The following is a 23,851-nucleotide window of genomic DNA, read 5'->3' as shown; positions in this document are numbered from 1 at the left end:
GGACGTTCGTTCCTCATGCCCCCCAGGACAGAGGAAGCAATTCCACGGTGTCACCAGTAGCCAGCCTACTGGACGAGCGGGGGAAATGAAGCAGGTGACTGGCCGAGGCCGCGGAGCGCAGCACGCCCGAGGTCTGGGTGGACAGGGGCCGGACCCACAGCTCACCGTCCCGCCAGGCGGACGTCACCCGGACGTAGTGGGCGAGGCCCTCGGGCTTGCGCAGCTCGCCCTCCAGCCGGCCGGACACGCGCGGCGGCTCCACGTCCGGGTGCCCCAGCATGCGGCGCAGGGCGGGGCGGACGAAGAGCTCGAAGGTGACGAGCGACGAGGTGGGGTTGCCCGGCAGTCCCATGTAGACGGTGCGCCCCTTGCGGCCCACGGCGAGCGGCTTGCCCGGCTTGAGGGCCACCCGCCAGAAGTCGCGCTCCACGCCCAGCTTCTCGAGGGCCTCGCGCACGAAGTCGTGCTCGCCCACGGACATGCCGGCGCTGGTGAGCACCAGGTCGTGGCCCTCGGCGGCCGCGAGGTGTTGGTACACGTCCTCCAGCGTGTCCCGGGCGATGCCGAGCACCGAGGGCACTCCGCCCGCGCGCAGCACGGCGAGGCTCAGCGCCGGGGCGTTGGCGTCCACGATGCGGCCCTCGGCGGGGGCGTCCGCCCGGCACAGCTCGTCCCCGGTGGAGAGGATGGCCACCCGGGGGCGGCGCGGCACCGGCACCGTCAGCATCCCCTGGCCCACCACCAGCCCCAGCTCCGGAATCCCCAGCGGCGTGCCCTTCGGCAGCAGCACCTCGCCCTGCCGCGCGTCCTCACCCCGGGGCCGCACGAAGTTTCCCGGTCCCACCGGCTCGAGGATCTCCACCGTGTCCCCACCGGGGGCCAGCCGCGTGCGCTCGCGCATCACCACCGCGTCCGCGCCCGCGGGCAGTGGGGCTCCCGTCATGATGCGCGCGCAGGTGCCCGGGCGGACCTCCTCGCGCGGCGTCTGGCCGGCATAGATGGTTTCTCCCACCCGGAGACGGAAGGGCGGGGTACCTGTCAGGTCGGCGCCGCGCACCGCGAAGCCGTCCATGGCCGAGTTGTCCCAGGGCGGCAGGGTCCGTTGTGCTCGCACGTCCTCGGCGAGGGCCCGCCCGAGGGCGTCCTCCAGCCGGACCCACTCGGGCGGCAGGGGCGTCACCAGGGCAAGCGTGCGGGCACGCGCATCCTCCACGGGCAGCAACGCGGCATCTTCCTTCATGGGTCGGGCTCCCTCGGGGTGATCTCACAGGGATGATCGGCTTTACCCCGGCAATGCGAAACAGGTGTGTAGCGACACGCTGTTTCTGGGATCAAAGTCCCTAGGAATTTCAAGACTTTGTTTGACACTCCTGCTGATCATCGTTACAAGCAAACGTGATCGCGAGGCCCGCATCCGGTCGGGAGCGGTGCGCCAACCCGTTGAGATGACACGGGAATTCTTCAAGGAGACAGCGTCGATGGCCAAGCCCAGGTCCGGGGCCAAGAAGGCGACTCCCGCTACCAAGAAGGTCAAGTCGACGAAACCCGGTGTCCTCAAGTCCGCTTCCAAGAGCGTGGCCAAGGCCGCCGCGAAGTTGGTGACGAAGGCGACCGGAAGCGCGAAGGCGGAGAAGAAGACACCAGCGGAGAAGACCGTCAAGCCCACCGCGAAGAAGACCGCCACCAAGGCCGTCGCCAAGGTCAAGGAAGCCGCCACCAAGGCCGTCGCCAAGGTCAAGGAAGCCGCCACCAAGGCGAAGGAAGCCGCCGCGCCCAAGGGCAAGGAGACTCCCGCCCCCAAGGGGAAGGAGGCCGCCGCGCCCAAGGGCAAGGAGACTCCCGCTCCCAAGGAGGCCGCCGCGCCCAAGGGCAAGGAGACTCCCGCCCCCAAGGGGAAGGAGGCCGCCGCGCCCAAGGGCAAGGAGACTCCCGCCCCCAAGGGCAAGGAGGCCGGGCCCAAGGGCAAGGAGCGGGCGGAGGCCGTGGCGGCAGCGCAGGCCGAGAAGCCGCGCCCCCGCGCCACCAAGCTGCCGCCCCTGGCCGAGCCGCTCAACAAGCGCGACCTGGAGCAGCTCCTCACCGCCGGCACCGGCCGCGGCGTGGTGGGCGAGGGCAGCCTCAAGGGCCGCCTCACGGTGATCGACGGCCTGCCCGGCCTCGTGGTGGTGGGCCGCGACAAGCGCGAGCTGACCTTCATCCTCCAGGGGCCGGATCAGGAAGTTCTGCCGGCGTACCTGGACCACAAGGTGTCCGTCAGTGGTCTCATCAAGAAGACCACCAACTACGGCGGCACCGTGGACGTGCGGAAGTTCTCCGCCAAGAAGCCCGAGGTCGAGGAGCCCACGCCCGAGCCCGTCGAGAACGAGCCCCGGCTGCGCTACCTGTCCCCCGGCGAGGTGTCCCAGGTGATTTCCGCCGGCATGGGCGCGGGCATGAAGGGCTTCGCCTCGCTGCGCGGCAACCTGGAGATGACCGGCGACGAGTTCGTGCTGGTGGTCTCCAACGCGGGCACCCGGCAGCAGGTGTCCTACATCCTCGAGGGCAAGGGCGCCAAGGGTCTGCGCAGGCACCTGGGCCAGACGCTCGCCGTCACCGGCGTGGTGGACAAGTCCTCGGGCTGGGGCGGCCGCATCGACGTGGAGAACGTGGAGCCGCGTCCCTCCGAGGCCCGGCTCACCTCCCGTGAGGGCCTCGAGTCGGTGAACGTGGAGGGCGAGCAGCCAGCCAGCATCGAGGTGAAGCTCAACCACGCCTTCACCGTGCGCCTGCAGGAGCAGCCGGGCTTCACCTGGGCCATCGAGCCCACGGCGGCCAAGCGCTTGGGTCTGCGTGAGGCCAACTTCGAGCCCGGCCCCGAGGGCACCGCCACCCGCGAGTTCTTCTTCACCCCTCGCAACCCCGGCGCCTCCGAGGTCGAGTTCTTCCTCGCCAAGGCCTTCAATCCGGGTCAGGTGGAGCGCTCGTTCAAGCTCACCGTGACCGTCAAGCCCTGAGGGCCTTTCTGGCGCTCCGAGTCACCTACTTCTTCCAGCTCTTCCGCCCGGGGGTCCCCAGTGGGACCTGCCGGGCTTATTTTTTTCAGGGCCCGCCGGGTCCCCCTCTTTGGGAACTCTCGTGACCGACCTTCTTCAAGACGTGCGGCGACACCTCGCCGAGTCCAAGCAGCCCCTCGGCATCAAGGAACTGCTCCGGCTCACCCACCTGCATCCTGGTCAACAGACCCAGCTCAAGCGCACCCTCCGGGACATGGTCCGCCGGGGCGAGCTGACCAAGGAGGGCAAGCGCTTCAGCCTGCAGAGAGAGCGGCCAGCCTCCCAGGGTCCGGCGTCGGACGGTGAGGGCCGGGCGCAACCGCCCCACGTCCGGCGCGGGGGCGAGGAGCAGGCGCCCGGTGGCTGGCGCGGCCGGGAGCGCGATGGCCGTCCGCAGGGCGCCGGGCGCGAGGAGCGCGACGAGCGCCAGCCCGGAGGTCCGCAGGAGGAGGCCCGGCCCGAGCGCGATGCGCGCTTCGCTCCCCGGGGACGGTTCGCGCGGGAGGAGCGTCCCTCGCCTCGGGGCCGTTTCGTGCGCGAGGGCCGCATGGAGTCCGGTGGCCGCTCCGAGCCTCGGGGCGCCGAGCCCAAGGGTCGCATCGAGGAGCCGGGTGGGCCTCCGGCACGTGGCCGCTTCGAGCAGCAGCGGGGCGGGCCTCCGGCACGCGGCCGCATCGAGGAGCGTGGCGGGACTCCGTCGCGTGGCCGCTTCGAGCAGCAGCGGGGTGGGCCTCCGTCGCGCGGCCGTTCCGAGCAGCGGGGTCCCGAGCCCCGGGGCCGCTTCGCGCGGGACGAGCGCCGGCCCGATACCGGGGGCCGTGGTGGTTTCGCGCAGGATCGCCGCTCCGGGCGCGGGGGACCCCCCGGCCGTGAGGAGCGCTTCGATCCCCGGAGCCGTGGCGGACGGGGTGGCCGTGGCGGACGCGCTTCCGGCGAGGGGGTGGAGACCGCCACCGTGGAGGGCATCCTCCACGTGCACCGCGACGGTTACGGCTTCGTCCACCCCAGCTCGGGCGAGGGCGACAACATCTTCCTGCCGCCCCAGGAGGCGGCGCGGGCGCTCGACAATGACCGGGTGCTCGTGGAGTCGTGGGGCCGCCCCGGGCGCATGGAAGGGCGCCTCCTCCGGGTGGTGGATCGCACGCGGCAGCTCGCCGTCGGCACGTACATGGAGCGCGGCCGGCGCGATGCCCTCGTCGTCCCCCACGACAAGAACCTTCAGACCCAGGGCCCCATCCGCGTGCCGCCCACCCAGATGGCGCGCGACGGGGACGTGGTGAAGGTGCGCCTGGGCATTGGCGCGGAATTGCTCGAGCCCGGCGAGGGCCTCTTCGGCGAGGTGGCCGGCTCCATCGGCAAGCCGGGAGACCCGAGCACCGAGGTGCTCTCCATCGCCTACTCGCAGGGCTTCTCCGACGAGTTCCCCCCCGAGGTCATGGACGAGGCGGACGCCATCCGCCCCGTCGTCTCCGAGGAGGAGGCCCGCGGCGAGGGCCGGAGAGATCTGCGGCAGATGGCGCTCGTCACCATCGACGGCGAGGACGCCCGCGACTTCGACGACGCCGTCTACGTCGAGCCCCACCCCCAGGGCTGGCGGCTCGTGGTGGCCATCGCCGACGTGACGCATTACGTGCGCGAGGGCGCCGCGCTCGACGCCGAGGCCCTGCGCCGCGCCACCTCCGTCTACCTGCCGGACCGCGTGCTGCCCATGCTCCCCGAGCGGCTCAGCAACGGCATCTGCTCGCTGCGCCCCGACGAGGACCGGCTGTGCATGGTCGCCGACATGGTGCTCGATATGAGCGGGCGGCTGCTCTCCAGCGAGATCTACCCGGGCGTCATGCGCAGCCACGCCCGCTGCACCTACAACGAGGTGCAGGACGTGCTGGACGGCAAGGACGTCCCGCACCGCAACGCCTTCAAGCCGCACTTCGAGCGGCTCATGACCCTGGCCCGCGTGCTCATGAAGATGCGCAAGGAGCGCGGCGCCATCGACTTCAACATCCCCGAGCACAAGGTCGTCATGGGCGAGGATGGCCTCCCCGCCCGCATGGAGCGCCGCGAGCGCAAGGACAGCCACCGGCTGATTGAAGAGTGCATGCTCGCCGCCAACGAGGCGGTGGCGAAGTTCTTCGCCGACCTGGGCCTGCCCAGCGTCTACCGCTACCACGGTGAGCCCGACCAGGAGAAGCTGGCCATCTTCGCCCAGCTCGCCCAGGCCTACGGCTTCCGCCTCCAGTCCGAGGAGCTCTCCCCGAAGGACCTCAACGCCTTCATGGCCCAGCTGCAGGGCCACCCCGAGGAGCGCGCCCTCAACCAGCTGCTGCTGCGCTCGATGATGCAGGCCGTCTACACGGCCTCGGACATCGGCCACTACGGCCTGGCCGCCGAGTACTACCTGCACTTCACCTCGCCCATCCGCCGCTACCCGGACCTGCTCGTCCACCGGCTGCTCAAGGCGCACTGGGCCCGCGATGGCCAGGAGCGCTCCCCGGCCCAGCTCGAGCGCGAGGAGCAGCGCCTGGAGGACATGGCCTCGCAGAGCTCCGAGCGCGAGCGCGCCGCCATGCAGGTGGAGCGCGAGGTCGTCTCCTACTACGCCGCCCTGATGATGAAGGACCGGCTCGGCGAGGAGTTCGCCGCCACCGTCGCCGGCCTCGTCGAGTTCGGCTTCTTCGTGGAACTCGACGAGGTGCACATCGAGGGGCTCGTGCGCGCCGACTCGCTCGGCTTCGGGACCAAATTCGACAAGACCCTGCACTCGTTCACGCTGCCCGGTGGCTTCCGCGTCCGCGTCGGACAGAAGGCCCGGGTGCGGCTCGTCAACGTGAACCTGGCCCTGCGGCGCATTGAATTCGAGGCCCTGGAGGTTGGCGGCAGGTCCGTGGGCGCCATCGAGGCCGTGGATCGCGAGGAGCAGAAGGCGCAGAAGCACCAGCTGCGCGAGGGGCGCAAGACTGCCGCCCGGGCCGCGCGCGAGCGCGAGCGTCAGGATCGCCATGGCCGTCCCGAGCTCAAGGTGGAGGCGCAGGAGCTCTCCATGGCCGAGGCCGAGGAGCAGCGCCGCCGGGCCGCCGAGGAGACGGCTCCCGCCGCGCGGGTGGAGGCCGAGCAGGTGGCGCCTCCCGCCGTGGCCCGCCGCACCGAGGCTCGCGAGCAGCTCGAGGGGCGCGCCGCCGCTCCGGAGCCCACGGTCGCCGATCGCATCCGTGCCCTCGCCGCGCAAGGCGAGCGGGAAGGGGGCGGGGCGGTCGCACCGGTCAAGGCCGTGCCTCCTACGCGCCGCGGGAAGGCCGCCGCCGTCGAGGAGAAGCCCGCGCGTGCGAACAAGCGGGCCGCCGCCGCGAAGAAGGCTCCCGCCGCGAAGAAGGCTCCCGCCGCGAAGAAGGCTCCCGCCGTGAAGAAGGCCGCCGCGAAGAAGGCCGCCTCGGGCGGGGCAGGGGGCAAGAAGAAGGCCCCTGCCGCGAAGAAGACGGCGCGGGCTCCGGCCGTGAAGAAGGCCCCTGCCGCGAAGAAGACGGCGCGGGCTCCGGCCGTGAAGAAGGCCGCGGCTCCGAAGACGCGCGCTCCGGCCTCCAAGGCCCGCTCCACGGGTGGCACCAAGAGCGGCGCGAAGAAGAAGACCGCTTCCTCGCGCAACGCGAAGAAGCGATAGGGCAGGGCGGTTGAGACCGCCCGTGTCCTAGCTGGTGTCGCGGGGCCTCGGCGGAGTCGTGGCGCGATGAGGCGGACCGCCTGGAGAGCGAAGGGCCGGGCAAGGGGTGCCACGGCCATTCTCCACTCCAGTCGCCGCTCGGGCCAGCGAGCCACGCTGACGCGGGGACGGGGGAACGCTCGACCCAGCACCAGCCGTTCAGCTACCCACCGCTTCAAGCGGGGTAGGTTTCGTGGCCGCGCCTTTGTTCAATGGCCTGGCGGAAAGCCCCGCGAGCAGAAGCCCGGGGCCGGGCTGGGGGACCTTCCACGCATGTTGCAGATCCAGGGCTACACACTCCGGGGCGCCATCAAGGCCACGGGGGCGAACCTCCTGTTCCATGCGGTGCGGGACGTGGATGGCCTGCCCCTCATCCTCAAGACGCCCAGGGCCTCCTCTCCGGGCCCTCGTGAGAGCGAGCGCTACCAGCGGGAGTTCGCCATCCTCCAGCGGCTCCGGGGCGTGGGGGGCGTCACCCGCCCTCACGCCTGTGAGCGGGTCCAGGAGCGCCCGGTGCTCCTGCTGGAGACGATGGAAGGACTCCCCCTGTCCGAGCTCACCGGCGCGCCCCTCGAGCCTTCTCGCGTCCTGAAGCTGGCCATCTCCCTGGCCTCGACCCTGGCGGAGCTGCATCGGCGCGGCGTCATCCACAAGGACATCAAACCCTCCAACATCATCCTCACGCCCACGGGCGAGGCGTACCTCATCGACTTCGGCTCGGCCTCCCTGCACCTCGTGGAGCACGTGGACGCGGGCCCCGCCCCGCTGCTCGAAGGCACCCTGGCGTACATGTCCCCCGAGCAGACCGGGCGGATGAACCGCTCGGTGGACTACCGCACCGACTTCTATTCGCTGGGCGTCACCCTCTACGAGCTGCTCACCGGCAGCCGCCCCTTCCACGGGCGTGATGCGCTCGAGTGGTTCCACGCCCATATGGCCCTGGTCCCCCCCTCTCCGCTGGAGCGGGTGCCGGGCCTGCCCCCCGTGCTGTGCGCCCTCGTGATGAAGCTGCTGGCCAAGGTCGCCGAGGAGCGCTACCAGAGCGCCGACGGACTCAAGGCCGACCTCGAGCGGTGCCAGGCGGACCTGCCGCGGGGCGTGCACGAGGACTTCCCCCTCGGGGTGAACGACTACCCCAGCCGCTTCCAGCTCCCCCAGCGGCTCTACGGGCGGGCCGCGCACGCCGCGGAGCTGCTCCAGGGCTTCGAGCGGGTGGCCCGCGGCGGCCGGCCCGAGCTCATCCTCGTCCGGGGCTACTCGGGCATCGGCAAGTCCTCGGTGGTGCACGAGCTGTACAAGCCCGTGGTGCGCCAGCGCGGCTTCTTCCTCAGCGGCAAGTTCGACCAGTTCCAGCAGGACATCCCCTACGCCACCCTGGCGCATGCCATCCGCGGGCTGACGCAGCAGCTGCTGTCGGGCACCGACGCGGAGCTGACCCGCTCGCGCGCGCAGCTGCTCGAGGCCTGGGGGACGGAGGGGCAGCTCCTCGTGGACGTGGTGCCCCAGCTCGAGCTCATCGCGGGCCGGCAGCCCGAGGTGCTGGAGCTGCCCGCCTCCGAGGCGCAGCAGCGCTTCAACCGGGTGTTCCGCAAGTTCCTCGGCGTGTTCTCCACCCCGGAGCACCCCCTCGTCCTCTTCCTGGATGACCTGCAGTGGGCGGATGCGGCCAGCCTCCGGCTCCTCAAGCACCTGCTCACCCACCCGGAGACGCCCCCGGTGCTGCTCATCGGGGCCTATCGCGACAACGAGGTCAGCCCCTCCCACCCGCTGGCGCTCGCGCTGGAGGAGCTTCGCAAGGCGGGCGCCCGGCTCGCCGAGCTGCAGCTCGAGCCGCTGCGCATGGAGGAGCTCCAGCAGCTCGTCGCCGATACGCTGCCCGGTGCGGACGCGGGGCTCGTCCAGCCGCTCGCGGCGCTCGTCCACGAGAAGACCGGCGGCAACCCCTTCTTCGTCCTGCAGTTCATGCGGACGCTCCACCAGGATGGCCTGCTGGTGCGCACGCCCCAGGGCCCGTGGCACTGGGACGCGGAGGGCGTCCGGGCCAGGGGCTACTCGGACAACGTCGTCGAGTTCATGGTGGGCAAGCTGCGCCAGCTGCCCGGCGAGACGCAGCAGCTGTTGCGCCTGGCGGCGTGCGTGGGCAACACCGTCTCCACCGCGATGCTGGTCCTCATCTCCGATCTGGACGAGCCCGCCGAGGTGGAGCGGGGCCTGGAGCCCGCGTTGCAGGAGGGCCTGCTGATGCGCGCCGGCCCGGAGCACTACCGCTTCCTGCATGACCGTATCCAGCAGGCGGCCCAGGCCGTCATCCCCGAGCAGGAGCGCAAGGCCATCCACCTGCGCATCGGCCGGCTGATGCTCGCGAGCCTGTCCCCGGAGGAGGTGCACCAGAAGATTTTCGACGTGGTGGGCCAGCTCAATGCCGGGGTGGAGCTGATCCACGACTCCGAGGAGTGCCGCCGTGCCGCGCGTCTGAACGCCGAGGCGGGGGCGAGGGCGCGCAGCTCGACGGCGTTCCCCTCGGCCGCCGCCTACTTCGCCGCGGCCTTCCAGCACCTCTCCGAGGACCCCTGGGCGCTGGAGCCCGCTCTGGCCTTCGAGGTCCGGCTGGCCCAGGCGGGCTGCGAGTTCATGAGCGGCAACTCCGCCGCGGCCCGCCGCCTGGTGGCGGAGCTCCTGCCCCGGGCCCGCAACCGGACGGAGCTGGCGGCCGTCCACCAGCTCAAGGGGGAGATCCACGTCATCGCCAATGAGATGCAGGAGGCCGCCACCTGCCTGCTGGAATGCCTGGAGCGCATGGGCATGCCGATGCCGCTGCACCCCACCTGGGAGGAGGTGGAGCAGGCCAACGCGGACGTGTGGCGCCAGCTGGGGGAGCGTCCCATCGCGAGTCTCCTCGAGCTGCCCCTGGTGGATGCTCCGGACGTGGAGGCGCTGATGAACGTGCTCGGCGCCTTGTTCGTCCCGGCGTACTTCCTCAGCCCCCAGCTGCTCATCCTCCACCTCAGCCGGATGGTCTCCATCAGCCTGACGCGCGGCCACACCCCGGCGTCCGTCCATGGCTACTCCTGGTACGGGATGGTGGTGGGCTCCACCTTCAAGAAGTACCGGGAGGGCCATGCCTTCGCCCAGCTCGCCCATGGGATCGTGGAGCGCTACGACCTGACGGCCCTGCGAGGCAAGGCGCTGCTCACGCTGGAGATGACCAGTTGCTGGACCGAGCCCCTTCCGCTCTCGATGGAGCTGGCCCAGGAGACCTTCCAACATTCGCTCCGGGCCAGTGACGTCCAGAGCGCCTGTTTCGCCGCCTCCCACCTCGTCACCAACGCCCTGGCCCTGGGGCGCCCGCTGGACGAGGTCTACCAGGAGTCGGTCGCGCGCCTGGACTTCGTGAGCAAGGCGGGCCACCTGGGAATCAGGGACCTGCTCCACGTCGCCCAGCGCCACATCCAGCAGCTGCGGGGCCTCGCGCCCACGTTCGGCTCGCTGAACGGTGAGGGTTTCGACGAGGAGGCCTTCGAGGCCGGGCTGCCCTCCAACCTGCCCACCACGCAGTGCTGTTACTGGCTCACCAAGGCGCAGACGCGCTTCCTGTGTGGCGCGTCCCCGCAGGCGCTCGAGGCCATCGAGAAGTCCTTCGCGCTGGCTGGGACCGTGATGGGCCAGCTGCAGAGCCTGGACCTGCACTTCTACCGCGCGCTGATCCTCGCCGCCTGCCACGGGGAGCTGACCCCCGAGCGGCAGCGCCAGGCGCTCGAGTCCATTCGCGTCCACCAGCAGCAGCTCGCGGAGTGGGCGGCCCACTGCCCCTCGACGTTCCTGGCCCCCGAGCGGCTGGTGTCCGCGGAGCTCGCCCGGCTCATGGGCCACGAGGGGGAGGCCCTGCGCGCCTACGAGCAGTCCTTCCGGGCCGCGCGCGAGCACGGCTTCGTGCAGGTGGCGGCCCTGGCGGGTGAGCTGGCCGCCCGCTTCTGGCGCGAGCGCGACGTGGCCACCCTCGCCGAGGCCTACGCCCGCAAGGCCCGCGACGCCTACGTGCGCTGGGGGGCCCACGCCAAGGTCGAGCACCTGGACTGGCACTGGCCGCTGCGCGCCTCCTCCGAGGGCTCCGAGACGGCGGACTCGGACACGAGCTCGTCACGGGTGGACATCCTCACCCTGGTGAAGGCCCAGCAGGCCATCTCCGGGGAGATCGTCCTCGAGCGGCTGGCCACCACGCTCTTGAGCGTCGCCATCCAGAACGCCGGCGCCCAGCGCGGCGCCCTGTTGCTGCAGCAGGACGACACGCTCCAGGTCGTGGCGCTCTCGGGCCTCGCCTCCGAGGGCTCCACCTCCTCCTCGGACGAGACGCACCTGCCCTGGTCCCTCCTCTCCTACGTCAAGCGGACGCGCGAGCACGTGCTCATCGGCGACGCCTCCCAGCCCCACCCGTTCGTGGCCGATCCCTGGCTCGCGCGGGGCCGCGCCCGCTCGGTGCTGTGCCTGCCGCTGCTGCTGCAGGAGGAGTTCCGCGGCGTGCTGTACCTGGAGAACGAGCTCGCCCCCGATGCCTTCACGCCGGCCCGCATCTCCCTGCTCGGCCACCTCGCCTCACAGGCCGCCATCTCCGTGGAGAACGCGCGGCTGTACGCCGACGTGCAGCGCGCCAGGACGGCCCTGCGCCGCGCCAACGACGAGCTGGAGAAGCGGGTGGAGGAGCGCACGCGGGAGCTCAAGCAGACCCAGGCCCGGCTGGTGGACTCGGCCCGCGCGGCGGGCATGGCCGAGGTGGCCGCCAACGTGCTGCACAACGTGGGCAACGTCCTCACCAGCGCCGTCATCAACCACCAGGTGCTGCGCCAGACGGTGGGCGCCTCGCGCGTGGGGCGGTTGAAGCAGGCCACCAGCCTGCTCGTGGAACACCGCGACGGGCTGGCGGACTTCCTCTCGAGGGATCCGCGCGGCACCCGGCTGTTGGACTACCTGCCCGGACTCGCCGACGAGCTGCTGCGCGAGCACGCGGCGCTGCGCGAGGGGCTGGAGTCGATGGGCATGCACATCGAGCACATCCGCGCCATCGTGCAGATCCAGCAGAACTACGCCAGCACCACCCTCGTCACCGAGGAGTGTGAGCTCTCGGGGCTCGTCCAGGATGCCCTGAGCATCCTCATGCCCGCGCTGCGGCGCCATGGCATCACCATCACCCAGGCGCTCACCGCGCTGCCGCCGGTGCGCGTGGACAAGCACAAGGTGCTGCAGATCCTCATCAACTTCCTCGACAACGCGAAGAAGGCCGTGAAGGGGCTCCCGGAGGAACAGCGGCGCGTGCACGTGCGGCTCGAGGCCACGGGCGGCATGGCGCGCATCCTCGTGGTGGACAACGGCGCCGGAATCGCCCCCGAGAACCGCGAGCGGCTCTTCTCCCAGGGCTTCACCACGCGCGAGGGCGGCCATGGCCTGGGCCTGCACTCCAGCGCGCTGGCGGCGAGGACGCTCGGAGGCCGGGTCAGCCTGGAGAGCGAAGGGCCGGGCAGGGGAGCCACGGCCATTCTCGAACTGCCGCTCGGCGCCAGCGAGCCGCGCTGACGCAGCTCGCTACCGCTCGAAGAACGACACCTGCTGGAAGCGCAGGCCCGCCAGGATCTGCTCCACCCGCGTGGCGGACAGCGAGCCGATCCGTTCACCCAGGCGGGCCTTGTCGACCGAGGAGATCTGCGACACGACCACGACGCTCTGCTTGGGAAGGTTCCCCTCGCCCACCTCGAGCAGGACATTCCCCGGCTCGCTCGCCCGGTGCAGGTTCGACGTCAAGGCGCACACCACCACGGTCGTGATGCGCGAGTGGTTGAAGACGTCGTCCTGTACCACCACGTGGGGATGGGAGTAGCTCGGGACAGGCCCTCGCGAGTCATCGGGCCCGAGCCAGAACACGTCTCCACGGTTGATCCGCGCTGGACGTGTGCCCGTGGGTTCTCCGGTGTCCGTCGTCATGTGCGTTCGCTCGCTGGGCCCGGAGGATGCCACGTGGCGCGCTACCGCGCCTCCAGGCAACCTTCTCATGGCGCGGGGGGCTCGGGGCGTGACTCGAGCGAACGCCGTGAGGCCGACAGGGTGAGGCCGAGCGCCTGTCCGGCGTCGAGGGGTTGGAACCACGGACAAAACCCCTCGCCCTCCGGGAGAGGGACGGGGTGAGGGTACGGGGGCCCCGGGTTGAGCCCACCTCGAGTGACTGCCAACGTGCTTCCTCGACGACACCGAGGTGACCTATTGGCCTTCCAGCTCGGGCGGCTCGCCCGCAGAGGTGCGGCAATGTCTAGCCATTCCGTGGAGACTCGCCCCATGGCAGCACGGCGGCCCGTGCGCGTGGGGGCGCTGGCCCTGGCGGCGTTGATGCTGGCAACAGCGTGCGCCACCGGGGGCCCTGTGGGCCGAGCGCATCATTGTCTCGGTGCCCGAGGGCTCCATCCGCCTCGTGTTGGCGCCTCCGGCGGTGGCCATGGCCTCCAGGGGTGTTGCCGCGGGGAGTCCCGCGCCGGGTCGGGGCAAGCTCCTCCCCAACGGGCACAGGGCGTGGAAGTCGTTCAGTGGCTTCAAGTCGGCCATGGGCCCAGCGGGGCCGGGGAAGCAGTGGCATCACATCATCGAGCAGACCCCCGGCAACGTGAAGCGGTTTGGAGGCGAGGCCCTACAGAATACCGAGAACATCACCGCGCTGGACAAGACTCTACACACCAATGTCAGCCGTCTTTACTCAGGGATTCGCTTGAGAATTACCGGTTCTAGCACAATGACCGTGCGACAGTGGCTTGGCACTCAATCTTACGAAGCGCAGCGCGCATTTGGTCTGCGGGCGATTACCAATGTGAGGAATGGAGCATGGTGAAAAGTCTTGAAAAGCTCGTTGAGGAGTTTGCCTATCATACACAGGCTCAGACCAGAGAGATTTTTGGGGGAGACGCGAAGACCGGAAACAAACACGCAAAGAAGGCCATTGCAGCGTTCATGGAATTGCGCTCCAGAGGTGATGCGGGGCGGGATGCGCTCGCTGTGCTTTTCACGCATCCGAGCATGGACGTGCGGACGGCTGCGGCTGCGGTTCTGCTCCGGCATCGGACGGCAGAAGCCAAGGCAGTTTTAGAGGAGGCTGCAAAGGGTAAAGGACTGATTCCCTTTGAGGCTTCCGAGGCCCTGAAACGCTGGGAGGAAGGCACTTGGGCCCTGGACCCTGCCGAGGATGCCGCGGGGCAGCCGGAAGCCCCCCGTCCGGCACCGCCCAGCAGGCGCAGTCGCTCACGCACGGAGCGCGCTTCTACGGATGGACGGAAAAGGAACAAGCGGGACAAGCCCGGCGGTTGATGTTGATCTTGGGCGAGACGCGCGGGAGCACGGCAACCGCAACCGAGCCAATCCCCAGGACTTACGGGCCGTTACGCCGGTGCAGGACTTGGCGCAGCCCCGAGGATCGGGCCGCCCGACTGACATCACCTGATAAGTTCTCCAACTTTGAAGGACGTTTGACGTAGTATACGCGCGCCGGGCTTCCACCGATGCCACCTGGGCGTGGTAGGGAAGCACGAAGGAGGACAGCGAATGACGTCCACGGAGAAGAAGAAGGGCAGGAGGTTGGGGTCGCTCCAACTCGGCAGACAGTGCAAGCACGCGTCTGTGGAACTGGGCCCCATCCACGAGGCGCGCAACGTCGAGACGGGTGCCTCGGCCCTGGTCATGACGCCTGGGACCGGGTCCTCCTGGCCCAAGAAGAACTGGCAGGTGCGCGTCTCGTTTCAGGTCATGCCGCCCTTCCTCTCGGTGGAAGTGGAGCAGGCGCCGGCCTCGGGCAGGTTGGTGGAGTTGGCCAACGTGCTGGTCCTGGTGCTCGCGGCGCTCGATGCCGTGGGGAGCAGTGCCCGGATGCGTGCCCACCTGACCCGCGAGCCCGTGGGCCGGTGGATGAGGCACCCTCCGGTGATAGCCCTGGCGGCAGTGACCCTTGTCGCGCTCGTGCTGGGCGGGGGCCTCTGGTGGGGCCTGGGAACCCGTGTGGCGAGTGTTTCCACGCCGCAACAGCCGGTTCCAGTCGTGAGTGAGTCAGCGGATGCCGGGTTCTCGTACTCATTTTTGGTGGACAGTGCGGTTCGGAGCCCGCTCGGTATTGCCTACCCGCTCCCCGACAAGCCCGCCTCGAACCAGGCCAGGCCGCCCTGCATCACCGAGCGGGACGAGGTTGCGATCAACGGTGGCTGCTGGGTGGAACTCGCACGCCGTCCGCCGTGCCACAAGGAGCAGGCCGAGTACCAGGGCAAGTGCTATCTGCCAGTATCCTTGAGGAGTCCACTGCCTCAATCCCTCTCACCGTGAATCATTCCGGTTCATCTTGCACTGAGAGGTTGTTGAAGTGGGCGGGCTTATCGCATCGCAGTTCGTTGAATGCTGCTGATGCTGCACGAGCGCGATGGGCAGCGAGTCACTGTTCACGGCTGAAGCAAGGGGGAGGGGTGCGAGCGATTTTGGAGCACCTGGGACTGCCCACGGCACCTGTGAGGTTGGCCCCGGCAAAAGAGCCACCCCAGGCCGCGTGGTGTTGAGGCTCAAGCCGTCACAGCCAACAGGCCCAGGCATGTGCCGCGCCACATTGGAGGGCAGCGTGGGCAGGCGTGTGCCCAAAGGGGGCTATACGGCCTCTCCACCGACCGGGCGCACTGCTCGGGCGGTCCCTGTCAGCGGCCATCCTCGGCCCCTCCGCTCCACCCGGCCACCCTTCAACAGGCCTTCCATCCTTCCTATACTCCGACTACTCCGACTACTCCGACGAAAGGTCAGGTGTGGAATGCCACTATTCGACAACGGCGCCTTCGACGGTGATCTCGCCGAGCTGATCCAGCGCTGCATGCAGTTCGTGCCTGCTCCAGAGCGGCTCGCCGAAGCAGACCGGTGGCTGGCGAGTCTGGAGGAGGACGGCCGGCTTCTCCCGGTGCGCAAGTTCGCCGAACGCCCCACCCGCGGCGAGTTCTTTGCGGTCGGCCGTCGCCGCTTCGTCCCGATCGACAACGAGACCCTCACGCACCTCTACCGGGAACTGCTGGAAGGGAGCGTGCCGGAGGGGGACCTCGAGGACCTGTACCGACGCGGTGTGCTCACCGTCTCTTGGAAGTTGGACACCGAGACATCCGCCCTGGGAAGCCGGATTCGAAAGGGGCAGGTCGCGGCGCCCTTCCGGGAGGAAGGGCTCAAGCTCGCGCACCTCATCGACGCTGCGCGGGGACTCGCGAGCGAAACCGAAGCGGATCTGGTCCAGCGCTTCCGATTGACTCTGAACCCGCTCAACTGCTTCCCGTTCCCGAGCCCGAAGCGGTACCAGTTCGAGCCTGTGCGCGGCTACTCCGATCCGGGAGAGGCGCCGCACGTTCAGGCGCTCCTGGCCGCCGCGCTCGACGAGCATGTCGGGGCGCCGTTCCTCGCTTATCGCGCTCGGGTTGGAGGGAATCGCGAGCCGTTGCCGAGCCCGTGGAGGGAGTTGGCGCGCGACATCCGCGTCCGGTTCACGTTGCGTAAGAGTCAGGCTCGACCGGCGTTCGTCAAGGCCTCCGCACAAGGGGGTCGTCCCGAGCTGGACTCGCGGGGAGTGATCGATTCGGACGTGGACGCGATCACGCCCCGCGGAAGCCCTCTACGCTTCGTGAATCTGGCCGCACTGATGGATGCGCTCCGCGAGTGGCGGCGTGAGTGTCCGGACGCCAAGCGCCTCCACGGACACCGTACGTTCTTGAAGACGGATCGCCGGACCGGAAGACAAACGATCAGTTCCAGTGATCCGAAAGCGTACGTCTACTTCCACATCACACCGAAATGCGTGCCAGGCGCTCCTGACCATGTGCTCCGTGAGTGGCACTTGAACGGAGATACCAGCGTGAGCGCGATCGAAGAGCTGATGGGCCTGTACGAAGCGCAGGACCAATTTGACGCAATCTTCGTGTTCAAACCAGTGAAGACGCAGGACAAGCTGATGTTGCAGGGGAACGAGAGGTCGAACGGGCTCTACTGTTATGGCTGAGCGCCCACGCTCCGGTAGCGTGGAGGTCACGATGGCACGGTCACGACAGGTCGTAAAGTCAGTATCTACCTGCCCCTCTCCCGAGGGGAGAGGGGTTGTGTCCGTGGTTCTGGCGCGACTGTGTTCTGTGCGCCCTCGCGCTCACGCCCGGAGGGCCACCACCGTCACTCCGTCGCCGCCCTCGTGGTTCTCTCCCGGCCGGAACATCCGGATGTACGGTGAGGCCGCCAGGTAGTCGCGGATGGCCTGCCGCAGCGCTCCCGTCCCGTGCCCGTGGATGATCAGCGCCGATTCCTCTCCGCTTCTCATGCCCCGGTCCAGGAAGGACTCCAGCTCCGACAGCGCGTCCTCGGCCCTCATGCCTCGCACGTCGCAGCGGTAGTTCGTCGCCTCCACCGCCTCGGGTGCCGCCGCCTTCGCCCGCTGGAGCTGCTGCGTCTGCTTGTTGCGCTCGGGGAACTTCGCGTCCTTCGGCTTCCCCGTCCTCGTCCCCGACAGCTCCGACACCGGCACGCGCATCTTCATGATGCCCGCCGCCACCAGCGCCTGCTCCCCACTCAGCTCGAGGATCTCCACGTCCTTGTTCAGCCCCGAGTGCCTCGCCCACGCGCCCACCCGCAGATCCGCCGGCGCCGGGGCCTCCACCTGGAACAGCTCCGCCCTCGCCGCCTTCGCCCGCTGGTTCGCATCCTCCATCCGCTGCAGCAGCTGCGTTCTCGCCTCCGACGCCGCCTTCTCGTTCGCCTGCGCCCTCAGCACCTTCAGCAGCTCCTGCACCTCCGCCGCCGCCTGCTCCGTCGCCGCCGCCACTTCCTCGTTGAAGCGCATCAGCCGCGCCTTGCGCTCGCGCTCGAACTGCTGCTTCTGCTCCTCCAGCGTCTTGCGCAGCCGCTCGGCCTCCTCCGCCTCCGCCTTCGCCCGCTCCAGCTCGTCCTGCAGCTTGCGCTGCTGCTCCTCCGCCGCCGCCAGCGCCTTCGCCAGCGCGCCTCCCGCGTTCATCGCCAGGTCTCGCGCTCGCGTGCAGATGTGCTCCGGCAGCCCCATCCGCGCCGCCACCTCGATGGCCGACGATGCTCCCGCCGCGCCCAGCTGCAGCTTGTACGTGGGCGCCATCTTCTTCACGTCGAAGCCCACCCGCGCGTTGAGGAAGCGCGGATCCAGGTGCGCCAGCGCCTTGAGCTCCTCCAGGTGCGTGGTCACCAGCACCACCGCCCCCTTCGTCAGCAGCTCCTCGAGCACCGCGATCGCGATCGCCGCGCCCTCGCGAGGATCCGTGTCCGCCGCGATCTCGTCGATGAGCACCAGCGAGTTCTTCCCCACCGACAGGGAGATGTCGCGCAGCATCACCACGTGCGCGCTGAACGTCGACAGGCCCTGCGACAGATCCTGCGCGTCACCCACCGTGGAGTGCACCGAGCGGTACAGCGGCATCCGCGAGCCCTCGCCCGCGGGGATCGGCAGGCCCGCCCGCAGCATCAGCGCGCACAGGCCCACCGCCGTCAGCGTCACCGTCTTACCGCCCGCGTTCGGACCCGACACCACCAGCGCCCGCGCCTCGCCCATCATCTCCACGTCGTTGGGCACCACCTCGGTGTCGCGCAGCACCAGCCGCGGATGGCGCAGCCGCAGCAGTGCCATGCTGTCCACGCCCCGGAACTCGGGAGCGTAGGCGCGCAGGTCACCGGCCAGCACCGCCGCCGCCTCCACCTCGTCCAGCTCCGCCACCGCGGCAATGCCCTCGAGCACCTTCGCCGACTCGCGCCCGAGCTGGTTCGTCAGCTCCTGCAGAATCCGCCGCTCCTCCTCCGCCACCACCGACTGCGCGATGGCCAGGTCGTTGCCCATGCCCACCATGGCCTCGGGCTCCACGAAGAGCGTCTGGCCCGTCTGGCTCGCGTTGTGGACGATGCCCGGCACCTCGCCCCGGTAGTTGGACACCACCGGCACCACGTACCGCCCGTTGCGGATGGTGTAGTAGTTCTCCCGGAGCTTCGGCAGGAAGTTCTCGTCGTGGAGCATCTCCTCCAGCTGGCTCTTGATGCGCCGGTGCAGCCCGCGCACGCGATCCCGCGCCTCACGCAGCTCGGGACTCGCGCGGTCGGAAATCTCCCCGTCCGCCTCGAAGCTCCGGTCGATGCGCACCGCCAGCTGCTCGAGCATCGGCAGCCGCCGGGAGATGGCCGCCAGCCGGGGCACCACGTGCTGTCGCTCCTCGAGCGCCTCGCGGGTGCGCACGAAGGCGAACAAGAGCTGCGCCGAGGCGATGAGCTGCCGGGGCTCCAGCAGGCCTGCCTTGGACGCCAGCTCCAGCGCGCTGCGCAGGTCCGTCACCCCGCCGAGCGGCAGGGAAAACTGCTCCTGGGCCAGCCGCCGCGCCTCGGCGACGAGCTCCAGGGCTTCGGTGACCTGGTCCTCGTCATCGAGGAACGGCCGGGCGAGCGCGCGCTCCCTCCCGGGTTCGGTCCGGCAACGGTGGGCCAGTGCGCGGAGCACATCCGCGAAGCCAAGGTCCTCGAGCGTTCTCTGAGCAATCTGCACGGTCATGGGTTTCATGCGCGGCCGGTCGGCCGTCAAGAGGAAGGTAAGTTTTGTAAGAGCCGGGAGGGCTCTGCTATCTGCCGGCCATGCTCTGGCTACTGGTGGCGGGCACGCTCGTGGCGGCCATGGACGCGCCCGTTCCCGGGGACCTGACGGCGGCCCTGGCCCGGGAGGCCTCGGGGGACAGCGCCGGGGCCCTGGAGGGCGTCCAGGCCGTCATCCGGGTCTGGCCCGCCGAGGCCCTCCCCCGGGTGGAAGCGGCCCGCCTGCTGCTCAAGCTGGGGGGAAACCTGGACGAGGCCGAGGCCGACCTCGACGTCGCCGCCGCCGTGGCCCCCGAGAACCCCCGGGTCCACTACCTCCGAGGCCTCCTCTGGGAGGAGCGCGGCCAACCTCTCAAAGCGGCCCGGGCCTACGAGGTGGCCCTTTATTATCGAGGCTCCTACGAGGATGCCCGTTTCCGGCTCGCCGGCCTCTGGGCCTCCCTGGGCGACTGGCTCAAGGCCGAGCTGCATTACCGCCTGCTCAGCCGCCAGCATCCCGAGTGGATCCAGGTACGCCTCCAGCTCGTCCGGGTCCTGGAGGAGCAGGGGCGGGTGGGGGACGCGGAGAAGGAGCTCCTCCAGTTGAAGAGCGAGCAGCCAACCAACGCCCTGGTCCTCCGCCGTCTGGCCGAATTCTACGAGCGCACGGGGCGCCCCAGGCTGGCGGCGAAGCTGCGAGCGAGCCTGGAGCCGCCCGCTCCCCCCAAGAAGATGCGGCCCCTGCGCCCGTCCCGCCGGTAGGGAACCTTTCATTCCCTGTCCGATTGCTTCGAGGGCGCCACTGCATACACTGCGCCCGCATTGAAGACCGCCAACCTCGCCATCGTTTTCACCGACATCAAGGGCTTCACCGAGCGCACCAGCCGGCAGACCCACGAGGAGAACCAGCGTCTTCTCAAGGCGCACCATGATCTCCTGGCGCCCGTCTTCAAGGCCTTCGGGGGGCGCATCCTCAAGTCCATTGGCGACGCCTTCCTGGTGACCTTCGAGTCGCCTACCCAGGCCGTCCTCGGCGGCATGGCCATCCAGGACCGGCTGTGGAACTACAACCGGGGCGTGCCCGACGCCGAGCGGCTCGACGTGCGCGTGGCCGTCAACGTGGGCGAGGTCCGGGTCGAGTCCAACGACGTCTTCGGCGAGCCCGTCAACATCGCCTCGCGCGTGGAGTCCATCGCCGAGGCCGGCGAGGTCTACTTCACCGAGGCCGTCTACCTGGCCATGAACAAGGCCGAGGTGCCCTCGCAGGAGGTGGGCGCCTTCGAGCTCAAGGGCATCCCCGGCAAGATTCGCGTCTTCCGCGTGCCCCGCGCGCCGTACCGGGTGGACACGCCCTCCGTGGTGCACGTGTCGCCCGCCGCCGAATCGCCGCTCTCCCACGAGCAGCCGCCCTTCGGCAACCTGGCCCTCTCGCGCATCCCCGACTCCCAGCTCGCGCCGGGTACGGACTTCGCCGCCACCGCGGCCGCCTTCGGCAACCGTGCGGCCACCGTCGGCGGGCAGTGGGTGGAGCGCACCCGCACGGCCCTCCAATCGGTGAGGACGGGAGGGCGCCGGCTGCCCGTCTCGCCCCGGATGCTGGTGGGGGGCGGCGCACTGGTGCTGCTGCTCGGCATCGGCTTCGTCGCGCTGCGCGGCAGCCCGGCCGAGTCCGCCATCAAGGACGTGGCCAAGGCCAGCGAGCCCCTCGAGAAGGCCGAGCGGGTGGTGATCGCCCGCAAGCGCATCTCCGAGGTGAAGGACTCCGAGGGGAAGCGGGACTGGCTGTACGGGCAGCTGTTCGAGGCGCTGGAGGCGCCCGGCAAGGCGGTGGACCATTACCGCACCGCGGTGAAGGCCGGCAGTGATGACGCCGAGGATCGGCTCATCGAGTTGTTGGAGCACCCCGAGTGCCGCGTGCGGGAGAAGGCCGCGGATGCGCTGGGCGATCTCAAGGTGACGTCCGCGCGCGGCGAGCTCGAGGACCTGGCCGAGGACGGGGGTCCGGGCGAGCAGCCGGACGTGCCGCTCCTCGGGTGCAACTCGCGCGAGGCGGCGCAGAAGGCGCTGAAGCAGCTCGGACATTGAACGTCGTGGGGGCAGACATGAAACAGGTGAAGACGGGACTGGATGTCTGGGTGGAGCAGGGCTTCGCGCCGCTGAAGGGCAAGCGGGTGGGGGCCATCGTCAATCCCACCAGCGTGGACTCGAACTTCCGCCACCTGGCGGATCTGCTGGTGCAGGCGCCCGGCGTGAAGCTGGGGGCGCTCTTCGGCCCCGAGCACGGCGTGCGCGGCGAGGCCCAGTACATGGTCGCCGTGGGCGATGCGCGCGACCGGCGCACCGGTGTCCCCGTGCACAGCCTCTACGGCTCCACCTTCGAGTCGCTCTCGCCCCGCCCCGAGTGGCTCCAGGGCCTGGACGCGCTCGTCTTCGACATCCAGGACGTGGGCAGCCGCTACTACACCTACGTCTACACCATGGCCCTGGCCATGCAGGCCGCTGGCAAGGCGAAGGTGCCCTTCTACGTGCTGGATAGGCCCAACCCGCTCAACGGCGTCGCCATCGAGGGCAACCTCGTGGGCGAGCGCTACCGCTCCTTCGTGGGCCTGTACTCCATCCCCAACCGGCACGGCATGACGGCCGGCGAGCTGGCCCGCCTCTTCAACGACGAGCAGGGCTTCGGGTGCGAGCTGATCGTGGTCCCCATGGAGGGCTGGCGCCGCGAGGACTTCTGGTCCGACACCGGGCTGCCCTTCATTTCGCCCTCGCCGAACATGCCCACCCCGGACACCGCGCTCGTCTACCCGGGCATGTGCCAGGGCGAGGGCACCAACGTCTCCGAGGGCCGCGGTACCTGCCGTCCCTTCGAGCAGTTCGGGGCCCCCTGGGTGGACTCGGACGCGCTGATTGCCCGCCTGGAGCGCGAGAAGCTTCCCGGCGTCCGCTTCCGCGCCGTGGGCTTCACCCCCACCTTCGACAAGTACAAGGGTGAGTCCTGCAACGGGGCCTTCATCCACGTCACCGACCGCAAGGCCTTCCTCCCGCTGCGCACCGGCCTGGCCATCTTCCAGGCCCTCTATGAGCTGGGGAAGGGCAAGGGGTTCGCCTGGCGCGAGGATGCCTATGAGTTCGTCGACGACGTGCCCGCCTTCGACCTGCTCTGCGGCACGGACCAGGTCCGCAAGGGGATGGAGGCCGGCTGGCCCCTGGACCGTCTGATGGAGGGCTTCGAGGCCCAGGCCCGGGACTTCGCCAAGCGGAGGGAGCGTCACCTGCTGTACGCTCAAGGGTCGTGAGCCAAGACTCCATCGGAATCCTGTCCGACAGCCATGGGGATCTGGCCGCTTTCGAGGCGGCCTACGAGCTGTTGCGGGGCAAGGGCGCCCAGCGCTTCATCTTCCTCGGGGGCCGCTACACCGACCTGGACGAGTGGATCCTCGACCGGCGCGAGCGCAGCCGGGGTGGGCGCGAGTACTCGGGTGCGGACTTCATCGAGGACGTGGCCAAATGGCTGGCCGTCACCGAGCAGAAGCCCCGCCCGCGCTCGCTCTCCGTCCCGGATGGGGCGCTCAAGGAACTGGAGGACGATCCCCTCCTGGTGCGCGAGCACTTCCTGCGCACCCCCGAGCGCGACTCCATCCAGTACCGCGACCCGTCCGTCCCCCGGAAGGTGCTGGACATGGTGGGGGACTCGCTCGTGTGCCTCTGCCACGACAAGAACGACCTGTCGCGCGATGACCTGGTGAACGCGGTCATCTTCATCCACGGCAAGGAGTCCGAGCCGAAGATGGTGCAGATCGGTCCGCGCTACTTCCTCACGCCGGGCCGGCTGGCCGGGGCCGCCGAGCAGACGTGCGCCCTGCTGGAGCGCGAGGACTCGGAGCTGCGCTTCTCCGCATGGCGGCTGGATGGGAAGGCCGTCATCGAGCCGAAGCCGCTGGTGGTGGATCGCCGCTCGAAGCTGTCCGTCAAGTGAGGCCCCCCGTGCAGGTCGCGCTCCTCGGAGGCTCCTTCAATCCGCCCCACGTGGGCCATCTGCTGGCGGCCCACTACGTGCGCGCCACCCAGGGCGTGGACGAGGTGTGGCTCATGCCCACGTTCCGCCATCCCTTCGGCAAGCGCTCCGAGGACTTCGAGCACCGCGTGCGCATGTGCGAGCTGCTGTGCGAGGACGCCGCGGGCTGGATGAGGACCTCGCGGGTGGAGAGCGAGGTGGGCAAGGACGGGCGCACCGTGGACACGCTGGAGTTCCTCCAGGCGCGCCACCCGGAGCACCGCTACTCGCTCATCATCGGCTCGGACATCCTGAAGGACCTGCCGCACTGGAAGGACTTCGATCGCATCCAGCGGATGGCGCGCGTGGTGGTGCTGTACCGCGCGGGCTACCCGGCCGAGGGCACCGTGGGGCCGCCGCTGGCGGTGGTGTCCTCCACGGACATCCGCGAGCGGCTGGCCCGGCGCGAGCCGCCCTCGGAGCTGGTGCCGGCCCGGGTGCTCGCCTATCTGCGCGAGCACCACCTCTACGGGCTGTGAGCCG

Annotated in this window: 14 protein-coding genes; 11 read left to right on the top strand and 3 right to left on the bottom strand. The window is 69.8% G+C overall.

Going from position 1 to position 23,851, the window contains the following annotated elements; translation table 11 throughout:
- Window positions 1-13 precede the first annotated feature (13 nt).
- Window positions 14-1,240, bottom strand: coding sequence for a gephyrin-like molybdotransferase Glp (gene glp / locus ACJ8AN_RS39190; protein WP_407760736.1), 1,227 nt, complete (start codon window positions 1,238-1,240; stop codon window positions 14-16).
- A 238-nt stretch (window positions 1,241-1,478) separates the two neighbouring features.
- Here glp and ACJ8AN_RS39185 point away from each other — a divergent pair, with 238 nt between their 5' ends.
- From ACJ8AN_RS39185 to ACJ8AN_RS39175, 3 genes are all read left to right on the top strand, one after another.
- Window positions 1,479-2,993, top strand: coding sequence for a transcriptional regulator (locus ACJ8AN_RS39185; protein ID WP_407760735.1), 1,515 nt, complete (start codon window positions 1,479-1,481; stop codon window positions 2,991-2,993).
- Window positions 2,994-3,114: 121 nt separating this feature from the next.
- A complete protein-coding gene (gene rnr, locus ACJ8AN_RS39180) occupies window positions 3,115-6,684 on the top strand; it encodes a ribonuclease R (RefSeq protein WP_407760734.1) in 3,570 nt (1,189 codons plus the stop codon).
- 312 nt (window positions 6,685-6,996) lie between these two features.
- Entirely contained in the window at window positions 6,997-12,288 is a 5,292-nt protein-coding gene (locus tag ACJ8AN_RS39175) for an AAA family ATPase (protein ID WP_407760733.1), read from the top strand.
- Window positions 12,289-12,297: 9 nt separating this feature from the next.
- Here the strand turns inward: ACJ8AN_RS39175 and ACJ8AN_RS39170 are convergent, their stop codons facing one another.
- On the bottom strand, window positions 12,298-12,693 hold the full coding sequence (locus ACJ8AN_RS39170) for a type II toxin-antitoxin system PemK/MazF family toxin (RefSeq protein WP_407760732.1): 396 nt from the start codon (window positions 12,691-12,693) through the stop codon (window positions 12,298-12,300).
- Between the two features lie 885 nt (window positions 12,694-13,578).
- Between ACJ8AN_RS39170 and ACJ8AN_RS39165 the strand changes: the two genes are divergently transcribed.
- The 3 genes from ACJ8AN_RS39165 to ACJ8AN_RS39155 all read left to right on the top strand — a co-directional run bounded on the left by ACJ8AN_RS39165 (window position 13,579) and on the right by ACJ8AN_RS39155 (window position 16,753).
- The gene (locus ACJ8AN_RS39165; RefSeq protein ID WP_407760731.1) at window positions 13,579-14,058 is read left to right on the top strand and encodes a DUF2019 domain-containing protein; all 480 of its coding nucleotides are present in this window, start codon (window positions 13,579-13,581) and stop codon (window positions 14,056-14,058) included.
- Between the two features lie 234 nt (window positions 14,059-14,292).
- The gene (locus ACJ8AN_RS39160) at window positions 14,293-15,060 is read left to right on the top strand and encodes a hypothetical protein (protein ID WP_407760730.1); all 768 of its coding nucleotides are present in this window, start codon (window positions 14,293-14,295) and stop codon (window positions 15,058-15,060) included.
- 469 nt (window positions 15,061-15,529) lie between these two features.
- Window positions 15,530-16,753, top strand: coding sequence for a hypothetical protein (locus ACJ8AN_RS39155; protein ID WP_407760729.1), 1,224 nt, complete (start codon window positions 15,530-15,532; stop codon window positions 16,751-16,753).
- 141 nt (window positions 16,754-16,894) lie between these two features.
- On the opposite strand, the gene ACJ8AN_RS39150 is transcribed toward ACJ8AN_RS39155, so the two are convergent.
- Window positions 16,895-19,297, bottom strand: a complete 2,403-nt coding sequence (locus ACJ8AN_RS39150) for an endonuclease MutS2 (protein ID WP_407760778.1) — start codon at window positions 19,295-19,297, stop codon at window positions 16,895-16,897.
- An 80-nt stretch (window positions 19,298-19,377) separates the two neighbouring features.
- Between ACJ8AN_RS39150 and ACJ8AN_RS39145 the strand changes: the two genes are divergently transcribed.
- Genes ACJ8AN_RS39145 through nadD form a run of 5 tightly spaced genes read left to right on the top strand, consistent with a single transcriptional unit; the run spans window position 19,378 to window position 23,847 of the window.
- Entirely contained in the window at window positions 19,378-20,076 is a 699-nt protein-coding gene (locus ACJ8AN_RS39145; RefSeq protein ID WP_407760728.1) for a tetratricopeptide repeat protein, read from the top strand.
- Window positions 20,077-20,136: 60 nt separating this feature from the next.
- Window positions 20,137-21,399 carry an adenylate/guanylate cyclase domain-containing protein gene (locus ACJ8AN_RS39140; RefSeq protein ID WP_407760727.1) on the top strand — a complete coding sequence of 421 codons (1,263 nt, stop codon included), beginning with the start codon at window positions 20,137-20,139 and terminating at the stop codon, window positions 21,397-21,399.
- A gap of 17 nt (window positions 21,400-21,416) precedes the next feature.
- Window positions 21,417-22,610, top strand: coding sequence for an exo-beta-N-acetylmuramidase NamZ domain-containing protein (locus ACJ8AN_RS39135; protein WP_407760726.1), 1,194 nt, complete (start codon window positions 21,417-21,419; stop codon window positions 22,608-22,610).
- Window positions 22,607-23,290: a hypothetical protein gene (locus tag ACJ8AN_RS39130; protein ID WP_407760725.1), complete on the top strand. Its 684-nt coding sequence runs from the start codon at window positions 22,607-22,609 to the stop codon at window positions 23,288-23,290. The genes ACJ8AN_RS39135 and ACJ8AN_RS39130 overlap by 4 nt, the downstream gene beginning before the upstream one ends.
- The gene (nadD, locus tag ACJ8AN_RS39125) at window positions 23,287-23,847 is read left to right on the top strand and encodes a nicotinate (nicotinamide) nucleotide adenylyltransferase (protein ID WP_407760724.1); all 561 of its coding nucleotides are present in this window, start codon (window positions 23,287-23,289) and stop codon (window positions 23,845-23,847) included. Before ACJ8AN_RS39130 ends, nadD begins: the two co-directional genes overlap by 4 nt.
- Window positions 23,848-23,851 lie beyond the last annotated feature (4 nt).

It is taken from the genome of Archangium sp., from assembly GCF_045802675.1.
Taxonomy (GTDB): domain Bacteria; phylum Myxococcota; class Myxococcia; order Myxococcales; family Myxococcaceae; genus Archangium.
The sequence above is the reverse complement of the archived record's forward strand: the minus strand, read 5'-3'. Positions and strand labels throughout refer to the sequence as shown.

Excerpts from the sequence above, each read along its gene's own strand:
- glp (WP_407760736.1), bottom strand. The coding sequence starts at position 1,240 with ATGAAGGAAGATGCCGCGTTGCTGCCCGTGGAGGATGCGCGTGCCCGC.
- ACJ8AN_RS39185 (WP_407760735.1), top strand. The coding sequence starts at position 1,479 with ATGGCCAAGCCCAGGTCCGGGGCCAAGAAGGCGACTCCCGCTACCAAG.
- ACJ8AN_RS39175 (WP_407760733.1), top strand. The coding sequence starts at position 6,997 with ATGTTGCAGATCCAGGGCTACACACTCCGGGGCGCCATCAAGGCCACG.
- ACJ8AN_RS39170 (WP_407760732.1), bottom strand. The coding sequence starts at position 12,693 with ATGACGACGGACACCGGAGAACCCACGGGCACACGTCCAGCGCGGATC.
- ACJ8AN_RS39165 (WP_407760731.1), top strand. The coding sequence starts at position 13,579 with ATGGTGAAAAGTCTTGAAAAGCTCGTTGAGGAGTTTGCCTATCATACA.
- ACJ8AN_RS39160 (WP_407760730.1), top strand. The coding sequence starts at position 14,293 with ATGACGTCCACGGAGAAGAAGAAGGGCAGGAGGTTGGGGTCGCTCCAA.
- ACJ8AN_RS39155 (WP_407760729.1), top strand. The coding sequence starts at position 15,530 with ATGCCACTATTCGACAACGGCGCCTTCGACGGTGATCTCGCCGAGCTG.
- ACJ8AN_RS39150 (WP_407760778.1), bottom strand. The coding sequence starts at position 19,297 with ATGACCGTGCAGATTGCTCAGAGAACGCTCGAGGACCTTGGCTTCGCG.
- ACJ8AN_RS39145 (WP_407760728.1), top strand. The coding sequence starts at position 19,378 with ATGCTCTGGCTACTGGTGGCGGGCACGCTCGTGGCGGCCATGGACGCG.
- ACJ8AN_RS39135 (WP_407760726.1), top strand. The coding sequence starts at position 21,417 with ATGAAACAGGTGAAGACGGGACTGGATGTCTGGGTGGAGCAGGGCTTC.